At 58.3% G+C, this 14,776-nt stretch carries 11 protein-coding genes and 1 pseudogene; 7 read left to right on the top strand and 5 right to left on the bottom strand.

Going from position 1 to position 14,776, the window contains the following annotated elements; genetic code table 11:
- The first annotated feature begins 201 nt into the window (after positions 1-201).
- The 4 genes from F8N80_RS11035 to F8N80_RS11020 all read left to right on the top strand — a co-directional run bounded on the left by F8N80_RS11035 (position 202) and on the right by F8N80_RS11020 (position 6,639).
- Positions 202-1,530 carry a deoxyguanosinetriphosphate triphosphohydrolase gene (locus F8N80_RS11035; protein WP_150783852.1) on the top strand — a complete coding sequence of 443 codons (1,329 nt, stop codon included), beginning with the start codon at positions 202-204 and terminating at the stop codon, positions 1,528-1,530.
- Positions 1,531-1,712: 182 nt separating this feature from the next.
- Positions 1,713-2,105, top strand: coding sequence for a response regulator (locus tag F8N80_RS11030; RefSeq protein ID WP_150744520.1), 393 nt, complete (start codon positions 1,713-1,715; stop codon positions 2,103-2,105).
- Positions 2,106-2,359: 254 nt separating this feature from the next.
- Complete coding sequence (locus tag F8N80_RS11025; protein ID WP_150744493.1) at positions 2,360-2,986, top strand: response regulator transcription factor; 627 nt, start codon at positions 2,360-2,362, stop codon at positions 2,984-2,986.
- A gap of 8 nt (positions 2,987-2,994) precedes the next feature.
- A complete protein-coding gene (locus F8N80_RS11020; protein WP_150783851.1) occupies positions 2,995-6,639 on the top strand; it encodes a transporter substrate-binding domain-containing protein in 3,645 nt (1,214 codons plus the stop codon).
- 82 nt (positions 6,640-6,721) lie between these two features.
- Here the strand turns inward: F8N80_RS11020 and F8N80_RS11015 are convergent, their stop codons facing one another.
- Positions 6,722-7,204: a GAF domain-containing protein gene (locus tag F8N80_RS11015; RefSeq protein WP_150783850.1), complete on the bottom strand. Its 483-nt coding sequence runs from the start codon at positions 7,202-7,204 to the stop codon at positions 6,722-6,724.
- The gene (locus F8N80_RS11010; protein ID WP_150744491.1) at positions 7,201-8,091 is read right to left on the bottom strand and encodes an ATP-binding protein; all 891 of its coding nucleotides are present in this window, start codon (positions 8,089-8,091) and stop codon (positions 7,201-7,203) included. The genes F8N80_RS11015 and F8N80_RS11010 overlap by 4 nt, the downstream gene beginning before the upstream one ends.
- A 165-nt stretch (positions 8,092-8,256) precedes the next feature.
- Here F8N80_RS11010 and F8N80_RS11005 point away from each other — a divergent pair, with 165 nt between their 5' ends.
- On the top strand, positions 8,257-10,578 hold the full coding sequence (locus F8N80_RS11005; RefSeq protein WP_150744490.1) for a hybrid sensor histidine kinase/response regulator: 2,322 nt from the start codon (positions 8,257-8,259) through the stop codon (positions 10,576-10,578).
- Here the strand turns inward: F8N80_RS11005 and F8N80_RS11000 are convergent.
- Both F8N80_RS11000 and F8N80_RS10995 read right to left on the bottom strand, forming a co-directional pair.
- The gene (locus F8N80_RS11000) at positions 10,562-11,023 is read right to left on the bottom strand and encodes a MarR family winged helix-turn-helix transcriptional regulator (protein WP_150744489.1); all 462 of its coding nucleotides are present in this window, start codon (positions 11,021-11,023) and stop codon (positions 10,562-10,564) included. The genes F8N80_RS11005 and F8N80_RS11000 overlap by 17 nt on opposite strands.
- Complete coding sequence (locus F8N80_RS10995; protein WP_150744488.1) at positions 11,020-11,505, bottom strand: glutathione peroxidase; 486 nt, start codon at positions 11,503-11,505, stop codon at positions 11,020-11,022. The genes F8N80_RS11000 and F8N80_RS10995 overlap by 4 nt, the downstream gene beginning before the upstream one ends.
- Positions 11,506-11,956: 451 nt before the next feature.
- On the opposite strand from F8N80_RS10995, the pseudogene F8N80_RS32145 reads away from it, so the two are divergent.
- Both F8N80_RS32145 and F8N80_RS10980 read left to right on the top strand, forming a co-directional pair.
- Positions 11,957-13,084: pseudogene (locus F8N80_RS32145) on the top strand (PAAR domain-containing protein).
- Positions 13,081-13,695 (top strand): hypothetical protein, encoded by a 615-nt coding sequence (locus F8N80_RS10980; RefSeq protein WP_150783849.1) that lies wholly within the window; start codon positions 13,081-13,083, stop codon positions 13,693-13,695. Before F8N80_RS32145 ends, F8N80_RS10980 begins: the two are co-directional and overlap by 4 nt.
- 561 nt (positions 13,696-14,256) lie before the next feature.
- Here the strand turns inward: F8N80_RS10980 and msrB are convergent.
- Positions 14,257-14,652 carry a peptide-methionine (R)-S-oxide reductase MsrB gene (msrB, locus tag F8N80_RS10975; protein WP_150744486.1) on the bottom strand — a complete coding sequence of 132 codons (396 nt, stop codon included), beginning with the start codon at positions 14,650-14,652 and terminating at the stop codon, positions 14,257-14,259.
- Between the last annotated feature and the right edge of the window lie 124 nt (positions 14,653-14,776).

The raw sequence follows: 14,776 nt of genomic DNA, 5'->3' as shown, positions 1-14,776 counted from the left end.
CGTCACCGGAATGAACCTCTTTATCGAGGGGTTCATCCCGGCGTGCCTCCCCGGTCTCGGGTCTTTCGACAGTGCAGTGCCTGACACGCCGTCATCGCCGGCAAGCCGTGGGCCTACAGGTGTGTGCGTGTTTTCCCCTTGCAGGCCAAGGCGCGAACCCGGAAGCTTAAGGATTCAGTCACCTGACGGAGAGCACCAGCCTTGGATTGGCAAACCTTGCTTACTCGCGAACGCCTCGGAAAGCCACTGCACAGCCCGGAAGAACTCGGCCGCAGCCCTTTCCACAAAGACCACGACCGCATCATTTTTTCGGGAGCGTTTCGCCGCCTCGGGCGCAAGACGCAGGTTCATCCAGTCTCCAGTAACGATCACATCCACACACGCCTGACCCACTCGCTGGAAGTCAGTTGCGTCGGCCGCTCGCTGGGCATGCGCGTCGGTGAAACCATCCGCGGAGCCCTGCCCGACTGGTGCGAACCCAGTGACCTGGGGATGATCGTGCAATCGGCCTGCCTGGCCCACGACATCGGCAACCCGCCCTTCGGCCACTCCGGCGAAGACGCCATCAGGCACTGGTTCCAACAAGCCGCCGGCCGTGGCTGGCTGGATGCCATGAGCGAAGTCGAACGCGATGACTTCCTCAATTTCGAAGGCAATGCCCAAGGCTTCCGGGTCCTTACGCAGCTGGAATATCACCAGTTCGACGGCGGCACCCGACTGACCTACGCCACCCTGGGTACTTATCTGAAGTATCCATGGACGGCAAAACACGCGGACTCACTGGGCTACAAGAAGCACAAGTTCGGCTGCTATCAAAGTGAATTGCCGCTGCTGGAGCAGATCGCCCATAAACTCGGCCTGCCGCAACTCGAGGAACAGCGCTGGGCGCGTCACCCGCTGGTATACCTGATGGAGGCCGCCGATGACATCTGCTACGCGCTCATCGACCTGGAAGACGGCCTGGAGATGGAGTTGCTCGAGTATGCCGAAGTCGAATCGCTGCTGCTGGACCTGGTGGGTGACGATTTGCCGGAAACCTATCGCCAGCTCGGTCCGCAGGACTCGCGCCGGCGCAAACTGGCGATCCTGCGCGGCAAAGCCATTGAACATCTGACCAATGCCGCGGCCCGCGCCTTCGTCGAGCAACAGGACGCGTTGCTGGCGGGCCTGCTGCCCGGCGATCTGGTGGAGCACATGCATGGCCCCGCCAAGCGATGCGTGTTGAATGCCAAGGACATGGCGCGCAAAAAGATCTTCCAGGACAAGCGCAAGACCCTGCACGAAATCGGCGCCTACACCACGCTGGAAATCCTGCTCAATGCCTTCTGCGGCGCCGCACTGGAACAGCATGCCGGTCGCACGCCTTCCTTCAAGAGCCGGCGCATCCTCGATCTGTTGGGTAACAATGCGCCCGATCCCTGCGGTCCCTTGCACACTTCGTTTCTGCGCATGATCGATTTCATCGCGGGCATGACCGACAGCTATGCCAGTGACATGGCATTGGAAATGACCGGTCGCTCCAACCATTGACAGCAACCGTTGATCGGCCATTTCACCACCCGAAATGGCTGATCAACGCTTGAAAATCCAAGTACATTCAACGCTCGCTGAATCCCCCTACAGCTCGTGGTAAGTGTACTGATCGTCTATCCGGGATTCTCGCTCAATAATCACACTCCACTGTACTCGACAGATGAAGCGTGAGTAATCCTATGTTCGAAGACGATCTGCGCATCCTGCTGGTAGAAGATCACCCTTTTCAGCTCAGGGCGACCCAGTGCCTGCTTGAGAGTTACGGCTTCACTCAATTGACCCCCGCCGACAGTGCCGAAGGCGCGATGCAACATATGTTCAAGGCTGCGCAACCCTTCGATATTCTTCTATGCGATCAATGCCTGCCCGACCTTCCCGGCCTCGAGTTGATCGAGTACGCCAGTCACCGGGGAATGATCAGGCAAGCCATACTTCTAAGCAGCCTGACAGCCGCTGAACTGGACGGATTAAAACAATTGGCCAACGAACATCGGCTGCCATTATTGGGCTATCTGATCAAGCCGTTGAAACAATCCGAATTTCTAAATTTGTTGACCTTGGCCTCACGCTAAACAAAGTTGAAATCCAGACACTAAAACCCCGACTGAAACACAATTTGAAACTTCCGAAACAGAAGTTCAGATACCTCGTCTAAACATCCGCCATTGTCACCATCTCCACAAAAAATCCAGTTGATACGTAGTCCTAATCTTTTTTACCTGTAGGAATCTTCCTAGATTGCTGCAGCAGGTACGTCAGTTCATGCGTCACCTCAACTATCTGGGCTAAGGTGCGCGCTTTACTCGCGCTCGTATGGGATTTGATTATGAACTCCGTTTTTATCGTCGACGATCACCCTGTCATCCGTCTTGCCATCCGAATGCTGCTCGAACATGAAGGTTATAACGTCATCGGCGAAACGGATAACGGGGTCGATGCCATGCAGATGGTTCGCGAATGCATGCCTGACCTGGTCATTCTCGATATCAGTATTCCCAAACTGGACGGACTGGAAGTTCTCGCTCGTTTCAACCAAATGTGTACTCCGATAAAAACACTGGTACTAACGGGCCAATGCCCGAAACTGTTCGGTATTCGCTGCATGCAATCCGGCGCCTCCGGGTATGTGTGCAAACAGGAGGAGCTGAGTGAACTGGTCAGCGCCATCAAAGCGGTATTGTCAGGTTACAACTATTATCCGAGCCAGGCCCTGAACCCTGTTCGTGGCGATGATGCGCTTTATGCCGACCTGGAGTTATTCAAGGCAGTCAACGATCGCGAACTGATGGTATTGCAACTCTTTGCCCAAGGCCGCTCCAATAAGGAAATTGCCAAAGGCATGTTCCTGAGCAACAAGACGGTCAGCACCTATAAAAAACGACTCATGCAAAAACTCAAGGCCAAATCCCTGGTTGAACTCATCGAGATGGCAAAACGTAACGCGTTAGTGTGAGAAGCCGGATGCCCAGCCGCATAAAGGACTATCTGATACTCATCGCCGCTGGTTTAAGCCTGAGCACCTCGGTGCCCGCTGCACAGACCTCCAGCAAAAATCTCACGCTGCTCAGTCGTTCATCGGCCGGACACCTGGAAGTGCAACTGGATCAATCCCAACGACAATGGATCAAGAACAAGCGTGAACTGATTCTCGGCACTTCGGCCCCGGATTATCCGCCCTTTGATCTGACCCTCAGCGGTCACGAGTATGAAGGCTACACTGCCGACTATGCCGGCATCCTGGGCAAGTCCACCGGTTTGACCATCAAGGTCCAGCGCTTCGAGTCCCGGGGAGCTGCGATCGAGGCACTTGAAAACGGCGAGGTCGACCTGCTCGGCACCGCCAATGGGTTCGAAGCTCACAATGCCGACATCGTCCTGTCCGAACCCTACGCCGTGGATCAACCGGTGCTGGTGACCCGGGAAAACGAAAGCCGGTCCCTGAGCAATGGTCTCGCCGGTCTGCGGCTGAGCATGGTGTATCACTATTTGCCACTGGAGGAAGTCAGGGCCGTGTATCCCAAGGCGATCATCACGTCCTATCCGTCCTACCAGAATGCGATCAATGCAGTGGCTTTCGACCAGGCTGACGTCTTCCTCGGCGATACTATTTCAACCCACTACATGATCAACAAGGGCTATCTGAACAACATTCGCATGGCCAATTTCGGCAAACACGAAGCCCAGGGTTTCAGCTTTGCCGTGAACAAGAACAATCCCGAACTGCTCGGGATTATCAATGCGATGCTGATGGCTGTCCCCACCAGCGAGCGAGAAAACATTGCCAAGCGCTGGAGTGCTGGCAGTGACATTTTGCTCACCGATCAAAAATTGCAGCTCAGTGACAACGAAGAACGCTGGCTGGCGCAACACCCGGTAGTGCGTGTGGTGGTCAATGAAGCTTTTGCGCCGCTGACGTTTTTCGACAACGACGGCAACTTTCGAGGCATTACCGCAGATCTGCTCGAACTGATCAGGCTGCGTACAGGTTTGCGCTTCGACATCCGGCGCAGCCGCAGCGATGGCGAGATGATCGCGCAGGTCAACAACCAGCAAGCCGACCTGATCGCCGCCCTGCTCCCCAGCGCCCAACGTGAAGCGAACCTGAGCTTCACCCGTCCGTATCTGCAAAACTCCTTCATCCTGCTGACCCGAAAATCCGCCACTGGCCCGACAAGCCTTGCTCAATTTCAGAACAAACGCCTGGCCATCGCTCAAGGCAATCCAATGGTGGATGACTTGCGCCGCGAATTCCCGCAGATCGAGCTGATTGAAACCCCGGACACCTTCAGCGCTGCGGAATTGCTGGCCGAAGGCAAGGCACAGGGTGCGGTGAGCTCACTGGTGGTTGCCAACTACTTCCTGTCATCGCGGATTTTCGAGCACACACTGCGGATCAGCAGCACCCTCGGAACCCGGCAAGCCGCATTTTCCCTGGCTACCGGCCGGGACGCCCGAGAGCTGAACGCCATCCTCGACAAGGCGCTGCTGAGCATCACGCCGGAAGAACTGGGCATCATCAACAGTCGCTGGCGTGGTTATTCGGCGACCTCGCAAAATCCCTGGCGCAACTATCACCGACTGTTTTTTCAGATCGTCATCGGCGCCGGCGTGCTGCTGCTGATATCCGTTGCCTGGAACGCTTATATGCGTCGACAGATAAAGCAGCGTCAGGCGGCCGAGCGAGCGTTGAACGATCAATTCGAATTCATGCGATCCCTGGTCAACGGGACACCGCATCCCATCTATGTGCGCGATCGTCAAGGGCTGCTGCAAAGCTGCAACGACAGTTACCTGGAAGCCTTTTGCGCGAAACGTGAAGAGGTCATCGGCAAAAGCGTCATGCAGGGCAACATGAGCAACGCTTTCGAAGCGCGGGAGTATCAAGCCGACTACCAGCGCGTCGTGGCCGAAGGCACACCGCTGATTCTCGACCGGCCGCTGCACATCGGTGGCCGCCGGCTGACAATCTACCACTGGATTATCCCCTACCGCGATTCAAGCGGTGAAGTGCGAGGCATCATTGGCGGCTGGATCGACATCAGCGAGCGGCGGCAACTGTTCGATGAGTTGCGCTGTGCGAAAGACCGGGCCGATGAAGCCAACCGGGCCAAAAGTACGTTTCTGGCGACCATGAGTCATGAGATTCGCACGCCGATGAACGCGGTCATCGGCATGCTCGAACTGACGCTCAAGCGTATCGATCACCAGCACCCGGACCGTCCGGCGATCGATGTGGCGTACAACTCGGCAAAAGACCTGCTCGAACTGATCGGAGACATTCTCGATATCGCGCGGATCGAGTCCGGGCGCCTGAGCCTGAGCCCGGAACGCGTCAATCCCGCAGAAATAGTGACATCGGTGATACGGATTTTCGAAGGTCTGGCGCGTCAGAAAAATCTTGAACTGCTGTTGGAGTTTCACCCTGCCAACCCGCCGGTCGATGTCGTATTGGACCCGTTGCGCTTCAAGCAGGTGTTGTCCAACCTGGTCAGCAACGCCATCAAGTTCACAGAGCTTGGTCAGGTCAGGATCAGCGTGGACCTGCAACCCACCGACGACCCCGAGCGCGTCCGGATGTTGTTGCACGTCCAGGACAGTGGCATCGGCATCAGCGAACAGGATCGGCAACGGTTGTTCGAACCCTTTGCCCAAGCCGATCACTGTGAACGGTCAAGCAGAGGTGGCGCAGGGCTGGGCCTGGTGATCAGTCGCAGTCTGTGCGAGATGATGGGCGGCAGCCTGCAATTGAGCAGCCAGCCGGGTGTCGGTACCCGGGTCCAGGTTTCGCTGTGCCTGGCAACACTGCCACGCGAGCAGCTTCCTGAGGCTGTTGAAGCGCCCATTCATTGCGCAAGGTCTCCCCTGAACGTTCTGGTGGTCGACGATCATCCGGCCAATCGCTTGCTCATGTGTCAGCAGCTTGAGTTTCTGGGGCATCGATTCAGTGTCGCCGCGGATGGCGAAGCAGGATTCGAGGCGTGGACAGCACAGACGTTCGACCTGGTGATTGTCGATTGCAACATGCCGATCATGAACGGCTACGAATTGGCCCGCGCCATTCGCCGACAGGAACAACACACGCAACGCCCACCCTGTACCGTCCTGGGGTTCACCGCCAACGCACAGCCGGAAGAAATTCAGCGCTGCAAACAAGCGGGCATGGACGACTGCCTGTTCAAGCCCCTGACGCTGACAGCGTTGAGCCAATGGGTTGAAGGCATCGAGCCCACCGTCCGCGATCCGGCCTTCAGCCTGAAAGGGTTACACCAGTTGACGGGAGGCAACCCGGTCCTGGAACAGCGACTGTTGACTGAACTGTTCAACAGCAACCAGCTGGACCGACAAGCGCTGCTGGCATTGTCCAGGTCCGGGGATCGGCAGTCATTCCTCGATATTGCCCACAAAATCAAGGGCGCGGCCCGAATTGTCCAGGCTTCCCGCTTGATCGACAGCTGCGAGGCGCTGGAGAACGCCTGCCATGAAGTGTTCAATCGCGCCAAAGTCACCGAATGCAGCAAAGCCATGGACAGCGCCATGCTCGAATTGGAGCAGGCGCTGCAACAGCAACTTCGACAAAACGACAACAGCACAATGAAGGAGGCTTGACTGGCTGACCAGGGTAGTGCCGGGCCAGATCGACGCGGTGAACCCCTCAAGCCTGCTGGCCAAGGCAGGCTTGAACCCATGATCAGCAGTCGGTCAGGCGCAGGAAAATCGCCGCCAGTCGTTCGATACCGGCTTGATCTTCAGCAGTAAACCGTGCGAGCTTCGGGCTGTCGAGGTCCAACACGCCGATCAACCGGCCGTTTTTGACCAGCGGCACCACCAGCTCGCTATTGGACGCGCTGTCGCAGGCGATATGCCCCGGGAACGCGTGCACGTCTTCGACCAACTGGGTTTGCAAGGTCGCCGCCGCAGTCCCGCACACACCGCGACCGAACGCAATTCGCACGCAGGCGATCTGCCCCTGAAACGGACCCAGCACCAGCTCTTCATTGCGATTGAGGTAGAAACCGGCCCAGTTCAAATCATCGAGCTGGTTGTACAGGAACGCCGAAAACTGCGCGGCGTTGGCAATGAAATCCCGTTCATCCGCCAGCAATGACTCCAGCTGCGCCCACAGCATGCCGTAGCCTTCGAGGCCCTGGCCGCTCCTTTGCAAATCGATCATGCCTTGTGCTCCAACAGCTTGAGCCCCACCCAATAGCGGGCAAATTGATAGGCGCATCGTCCGTTGCGATTGCCCCGCCCCGTGGCCCAGCGCACGGCGAGGATGTCCAGAGCTGCATCACGCTGCCACTTGAGGCCGGCCTTGTCGGCCAGTTGACCAATCCAGTGCTCGACGACGTCGAGGAAGTGGTCCTGGGTAAACGGATAGAACGACAGCCACAGGCCAAAACGATCCGACAGGGCAATCTTGTCTTCCACTGCCTCGCTGGGATGGAGTTCGCCGTCGACCCTTTTCCAGTTTTCGTTATCGCTTTCCTTTTCCGGCACCAGGTGGCGGCGGTTGGAGGTCGCGTAGAGCAACACATTATCCGGCGCCTGTTCGAGAGAACCGTCGAGCACACTCTTGAGCACGCGATAATCACCTTCGCCCGCCTCGAACGACAGGTCATCGCAGAACAGCACGAAGCGCTGGGGCAATTTGCCAATCTGTTCGACTACCCGTGGCAAGTCCGCCAGGTGATCGCGTTCGATCTCGATCAGCCGCAGCCCCGCCTGGGCGTGTTCGGCCAGCAAGGCGCGCACCAGGGACGATTTTCCGGTGCCGCGCGAGCCCCAGAGCAAGGCGTGGTTGGCCGGCATGCCATCGAGGAACTGTTGGGTATTGCGCCCCAATTGCTCCACCTGCCGATCGACACCGATCAGGTCGGACAAACGCATGTCGAGGCTGACTTGCAGCGGCAGCAGAAAACCGCTGCGCCCTTCGCGTTGCCAGCGTGCGGCCAGGCAGTGCGTCCAGTCGATGGCTCGCCGGGGTGCAGGCAGCAGCGGTTCGATACGGGCCAGCACGGCATCGGCGCGTTCAAGAAAAGCATTCAATCGGAAATCCACGTCTTCTCCTCGGGCACGTTCACAGTAATGATGCGATACAGCGACGAAACACAGCGTACGATGTCCTGTTCAGCCCTTGAACAAGGGTTGTGCGCGGACATCGGGGTCCATGCATGATCGACTATGCTTGAGCAGCGAAGAGAGACGGAAGTGGTTCAACACCCCATGGATATCAAGTTCACCCACCGACTGTCCTACAAGCAAGCCCGGTTGACCGTGCTGGTCGGCTTCATTCTTGGCACGCTGCTCAGTCTGCTGCAAATAGGCATCGATTATGCCAGTGAAGATGCCTCCATCAACCGCGAAATCCTGTCACTGCTGGAAATCAGTCATAACCCCGCGTCGCGCATCGCCTACAACATCGACGCCGAACTCGCCCAGGAACTGACCCTGGGCCTGTTGCGCTCGCCCGCGATCATTGGCGCGCAATTGATCGACAACAACGGTACGGTGCTGGCCAAAGTCAAACGCCCTGGCCTGCAAAGCGGTTATCGGGTGATCAGCGACTTCCTGTTTGGCGCCAACCGGCACTTCGAAGACCGCCTGTACCTGGATCATCTACCTTCCGAATCCCTCGGCACCCTGCGCCTGGATGTCGACACCTTTTCATTTGGCAGCCGGTTCCTGAGTCGGGCCGAAGTGACCCTGCTCAACGGCTTCACCCGTAGCCTGCTGTTGACCGGCATTCTGCTTGCACTGTTCTATGTGATGCTGACCAAACCCTTGGTACGGGTGATTCGTGAACTCAGCAGCCGCAATCCGCGCAGCGTCGAACCGACGTGGCTGGAGTGCCCGGTCGGACATGAAAACGATGAGATCGGTGTGCTGGTCAAAGTTGCGAACCAGCAATTCGAAAACATCGCCACCGAAATCCAGCAGCGGCGCAACGCCGAAAACCGTCTGACCGACTACCTCGGACAACTGGAAAACATCGTTTCGGCCCGTACCGCGGAACTCAAGGCGATCAACTCCCGGCTCAGCCAATCCAATCAGGAACTGGAAGTCGCCCGCCGCACCGCCCTGGACATGGCCGAAGCGCGCTCGGTATTCCTGGCCAACATGAGCCACGAAATCCGCACGCCCCTCAACGGTCTGCTGGGGATGATCGCGCTCTCACTGGATGGCCCGCTCAATGCCGAGCAACAGCAACAGCTGTCCATTGCCCATGACTCGGGAAAAGTGCTGGTGGAATTGCTCAACGATATTCTCGACCTGTCGAAATTCGATGCCGGTCAACTTGAACTCGAACACATTCCGTTCGATCTCGGTTCGCTGATCGAAGACACCGCCAACCTGCTGTCGCAGAACGCCGCGCCCAGCGTCGAGCTGACCTGCCTGATCGATCCGCACTTTCCGGCGCTGGTGCTCGGTGACCCGACCCGGGTCCGGCAGATTGTCAGCAACCTGTTGTCCAACGCCCTCAAGTTCACCCGGTTCGGTCGGGTCGATGTACGCCTGTCTACGTTCGGGGACGGTGTCAGAATCGAGGTCTGCGACACCGGCATCGGCATCGCCCAGGACGCCCAGGTCAAGATCTTCCAGCCCTTCACCCAGGCGGGTGCCGGCATTACCCGACAATTCGGCGGTACCGGCCTGGGCCTGGCACTGACCTACAACCTCTGCGAAGCCATGCAAGGGCGCCTCACCATCAGCTCCGAAGCCGGCTTCGGCAGCCAGTTCTGCGCCGACCTGCCGCTGCCTTGCCACACCCGCGCCCTGGTGCCGGCAACGTTACCGGGCAAGGTCATCGCGATCACCGCCGCCAGCAGCGGCCTGGCAGAATTGCTCAAGAACCTGTTGCCGGGTTGGGGCCTCGACTATCAGCAACGTTCGATCGACGACTCGTTGATCGGACTGGACCCGGATGTGGTGATCACCGACTGCCCCGAATGCCTGTTCGGCCTGCGTCCCACCTGCACGGCGCCGATTTTGCTGGTGACCGCCTACGGCAGTTTCATGCCCACCGAAGAAGCCAGCGCCCTGGCGCCCTTGCAGCAACAGGCGCGGCCTCTGGCGCGTAATGCGCTGTACCAGACTCTGCGGCGGGTGTTGCAGCCGGACATCAACTCCATCAACGATGCCCGGCTCGATAATCGCTCACCCTTGCGACGCGGACGGGTGTTGTTGGTGGAGGACAATCCGGTCAATCAACTGGTGGCCAAGGGCATGCTTGGCAAACTCGGCTGCGAGGTGATCGTCGCCGCTCACGGTGGCGAGGCCCTGGATCAACTCGAGCACAGTGACTTCGATCTGGTGCTGATGGACTGCAACATGCCGGTGATGGACGGTTACGAAGCCAGCCGGCACATCCGTCGCAGCGGGCGCTGGCCACAGTTGCCCATTGTCGCCCTGACCGCCAATGCGATGTCCGAAGAACGCGAACGCTGCCGTGCCGCGGGCATGAGCGATTACCTGGCCAAGCCGTTTCGCCGTGAAGAGCTGGCCGCCCTGCTGGATTTGTGGATGCCGGCTACGACAGTGCCTTGATCTGGCCCAACAGATGATCGAGACCCTCCCGCAGATCATGCAGGCGATCCAGATCGACACCGCTGTCGCACAACAGACGCGCCTTGAGCGGCCCCACCTGGGCGCGCAACGCCTGGCCGCGAGGTGACAGGCTCAGGTGCACTTCACGCTCATCCCGCGCCGAACGCTGACGCTGCACCAGCTGCAACTGCTCAAGCCGCTTGAGCAGCGGGGTCAACGTGCCGGAATCCAGCGCCAGGCGTTCGCCCAACGCCTTGACCGTCGGCTGCTCCGGGGTCGCTTCCTGCCACTCCCACAACACCAGCATCGCCAGGTATTGCGGATAGGTCAGGCCGAGCTGATCGAGCATCGGCTTATAGGCGCGGATGACCGCCCGGGAAGCGGCATACAACTTGAAGCAGAGCTGGCTGTCGAGCTTCAGGGAATCGACGGACAAGGTATTCATTTGAGCAGGGCTTCGATCTCGCGGCTCAGGTCCTGCGGCTTGGTCGCCGGAGCGAAGCGCTTGACCAACTGTCCGTCCTTGCCAATCAGGAACTTGGTGAAGTTCCACTTGATGCCCCGGGAGCCCAGCACGCCCGGTGCGCGCTTTTTCAATTGCACGAACAGCGGATGGGCGTCAGCACCGTTGACTTCGATCTTTTTGAACAGCGGGAAGCTGACGCCGTAGTTCAACTCGCAGAATTCGGCAATTGCCCCTTCGTTGCCCGGTTCCTGCTGGCCGAATTGGTTGCAGGGAAAGCCGAGCACCACCAGACCTTGATCCTTGTAGGTCTGCCACAGCTCTTCCAACCCTTTGTACTGCGGGGTGAAGCCGCATTTGCTCGCGGTGTTGACCACCAATACGGCTTTGCCGGCGAAATCCGCCAGGGTCTTTTGCTCGCCCTTGATGGTGGTGCAGGGAATGCTCAGCAGGTTGTCGCTCATGATCTGGACTCTGAAGGTAAGGCAGGTCTGATTAACATAGCGAGCAATTGAATTGTGTGCAATTTAATAAATCAATAGTCGGCCGGGTTCGCTTTCTGTGGGAGCGTGGCTTGCCCGCGATGGCGTCCTGAAGGGCGATGGGTATGTTTGACCGTGTACATATCCGTTTCTACGGTCACGGGCACTTAGGGTTCCGAGGGGGCGTGCACCGCCAAAGCCAAAGCGAGGCGGCCTACGGGCCGACCTGTCCTTCAAGCGTACGAGTTCTCCTGTAGGAGCTGCCGGAAGGCTGCGATCTTTTGACTTTGATGCCCCACACCAGACTGCGATCGAACGAGCTTTTGATCTTCGTTCGCTGTTCAGAATCGGCCTACACAAAACAACGAAACATCTGATTTATCTGCCTTCACCGCCTCGCTTAGCGTGCCTGTCCCTTCGCTCAAACAAGGACATGCACCGCATGATGCGCTATCACATCACCGTCGGGGCCAAGACCACCGTCGACGGCACCGTGCTCACCGGCTGGGAATACAGCACCATCAATGGCCAGGCGATGGCCCGCGAGGGCGATGAAGTCAAATGCCCGGAATGCGACAGCACCGGGAAGATTGTCTGCGACGGTCCGCGTCTGGTGGATCTGCTGGATGGGCGTAATGCTGCCTTGGACGGCGACCTCTGCCACTGCAAGTGCGACCCACCGCCGCGGCTGATTGCCAACCAGACTTTCAGGTGTCAGGTGATCGAAGATGGGGCCATAGTGCCACGCGCTCAAACCGCCGCCCAACCGTTCACGCCTGCCGCAAACAGTCCCTCGCCAACGGCGCCGCGCCCCTCCGGCGAACGCGAGAGGCAGGAGACACTTCAGAAATACGAGCAAGCGCAACGGGACTATCAGCAGGCCCGCCGCAACAACCCAGTACCGAGCATCGACCTCAGGCGCGATGGTGAACCGTTGTCGTTCGTGCAACGGCAACTCCAGCATGTATACGAGATGCTGGCGATGGGCAATACAACGCTGTTTCTGGATGTGTTTCCGCTGCATGTTTTTTATCAGGAGCGGGGATTTACGTCGCTCAAGACTTGCCTGCGCTCACGGAGCAACATTTATGGGCATGATCAGCAACCAGTGCTTTGACCGGTAGCGCAGGGAAAGCTGGAGTTCGGTTATGACTACAAGGAAATCCTGCAAACTTTCGAGGCCATTGAGACTGGCAATATCGCCAAAAGTGTTGAGCATCTCGCCAAGCACGAACAGGTCAACATCTTGCAACCGGCAATGTACAGCGACCCGCAATTGGTACGTTTGCTTCGTGGCAACCATGTTTTCTACGTTACTGGCTTGCTCTCCAGTGCCACTCAAGCCATAGAACTTACCCTGGCCAGGCAGTGCCATCGCGTCGATGACGAGCGCACCATTGGCTTTGGCAGCAACCCCTTCGCCGATCTGTCCGATATCAATCAACGCATGCCTTTCGTACTTAAGGCCGCTGCGCAGTTTGACGAGCTATTGCACGACAGCAATCGCTACCTGATCGAACAGGCCATTCGAGATATCGAAGCGGGCCGGGGCGTGCGATGAGCGTGATGAAGCGTGTGGGCTGGAGACGTGGCATATTGGCGTTGGCGGGCGTAACCCTTCTTTCGGTTGCGGCCATCCAGGCGCTATCGGGTGAGCCAGAAATTGCACTGGTGATTGGCGAACCGTACGAGGCTATGCGCCAGCGTTCCAGCGCACCCATTGGCCCAGCTATTCCGGGTCACTCTTGGTTCAGTATTCCCAAGTCGGATGCCCGCCTCCGTTTTGTAGATACCCAATTCGGATTCGTGACCCCTCTGGCCCGCTATTTCACAGTTATGTTCGATGATGAATTGATCAACGGTGTGCGTATGTCCCCGCAAATCGAACCGCTGTTGCTCGACGATACGCTAAAGGTCGTACTGGATTTGCAGGCGCAATGGCGCAAAGGCGGCTGGAAGCCAATCTGGGTCACTGACTTTCCATCGTTTGCCGACACATCGCAATGGCGTGCCCAATTGCAAGACGGGCATAGAATCAGCAAAGCTTACTGGCAAGCGGACAACCAGTATCAAGTGATGCTGGCTATTAGACGCTTTAAAGATGATAAGCGCCCCACAGACGAGCGCTACCTCATCACGCTGGCACTTGCCAGTCCATGGGGTGAGTTTTGACCCTGCACCTGAATGATGGGCGCACCATTTAACAGCGCCAGGCCGGCCCGGTAGGCCGCCTCGCTTTTGCTTTTGCTTTTGCGGTGCACGCCCCCTCGAGAGGCCGAGCGCAGGTTCTGCGCAGTGGGCAACCCGGCATGGGGGTTAGCCGCGCACGGCCATGGATGGCCGATCGCGGCGGGCCCACGGAGCAGGACCGGAGCGAGGGCATGCCGAGCCTAGGCGAGTCACCGAACGACAGGGGCAAGAGCGCTTGGTTACTTGGCGCTTTTCCAAGTGACCCGCCGTAAGGGCGGAACCCTAAGTCGCCGTGACCGCAGAAACGGATATTGACAAGATCAAAAGCCCCGTCACCCCTGAGGACGCCTTCGCGGGCAAGCCTCGCTCCTACAGGTATTCGGGGCGTACACAAATTTCGAGTCGACAAAGTTCAATTGTGGGTGCGAGCCGGCTCCGGGCGGCGTTCCGACGAATGCGGATTCACACCCGATATTGATGTCGACTGCCACGCCCCCTTCGCCGGCAAGCCGGTCTCGCTCCCACAGATGGCCTGATCCCGTATTACTCGCGTGGCACCAGGTCCAGGCACACCGAGTTGATGCAATACCGCAGCCCGGTCGGCGGCGGACCATCCGGGAACACATGCCCCAGGTGCGCATCGCATTTGGCGCAAACCACCTCGGTGCGGATCATGCCGTGGCTGACATCCCGGATCTCGACCATGGCGCTGTCGCCGATCGGCGCGTAGAAACTCGGCCAGCCGCAGCCGGAGTCGAATTTGGTCTTCGAGTCGAACAGCGGCTCGTTGCAGCAGATGCAGTGGTAGACACCGTCGACCTTGCTGTCATTGTATTTACCGGAAAACGGACGTTCGGTGCCCTTGAGGCGGCAAACGTTGTACTGCTCCGGATCGAGCATCGCCTTCCATTCTTCCAGGTTTTTTTCCAACTTTTCCATCATCACACCTCGGCAGCTGAAAAAGCCCGATCTGTACCTTTTCCACGGATCGGGCGGCACGTATGATTGCGCCTCGTCAAACGCCAGTCTGGCAGCCAGACCACGCGCATTCAAACGGATTTAT

The sequence above is a fragment of the Pseudomonas fluorescens genome (genome assembly GCF_902497995.1).
Taxonomy (GTDB): Bacteria; Pseudomonadota; Gammaproteobacteria; order Pseudomonadales; family Pseudomonadaceae; genus Aquipseudomonas; species Aquipseudomonas fluorescens_BK.
Note: the sequence above shows the minus strand (reverse complement) of the source record. Positions and strands in the feature narration are given on the sequence as shown.

Bases quoted from the DNA above. Each gene is read 5' to 3' on its own strand.
- F8N80_RS11030 (WP_150744520.1), top strand. From the start codon at position 1,713: ATGTTCGAAGACGATCTGCGCATCCTGCTGGTAGAAGATCACCCTTTT.
- F8N80_RS11025 (WP_150744493.1), top strand. From the start codon at position 2,360: ATGAACTCCGTTTTTATCGTCGACGATCACCCTGTCATCCGTCTTGCC.
- F8N80_RS11020 (WP_150783851.1), top strand. From the start codon at position 2,995: ATGCCCAGCCGCATAAAGGACTATCTGATACTCATCGCCGCTGGTTTA.
- F8N80_RS11015 (WP_150783850.1), bottom strand. From the start codon at position 7,204: ATGATCGATTTGCAAAGGAGCGGCCAGGGCCTCGAAGGCTACGGCATG.
- F8N80_RS11005 (WP_150744490.1), top strand. From the start codon at position 8,257: ATGGATATCAAGTTCACCCACCGACTGTCCTACAAGCAAGCCCGGTTG.
- F8N80_RS11000 (WP_150744489.1), bottom strand. From the start codon at position 11,023: ATGAATACCTTGTCCGTCGATTCCCTGAAGCTCGACAGCCAGCTCTGC.
- F8N80_RS10995 (WP_150744488.1), bottom strand. From the start codon at position 11,505: ATGAGCGACAACCTGCTGAGCATTCCCTGCACCACCATCAAGGGCGAG.
- F8N80_RS10980 (WP_150783849.1), top strand. From the start codon at position 13,081: ATGAGCGTGATGAAGCGTGTGGGCTGGAGACGTGGCATATTGGCGTTG.
- msrB (WP_150744486.1), bottom strand. From the start codon at position 14,652: ATGGAAAAGTTGGAAAAAAACCTGGAAGAATGGAAGGCGATGCTCGAT.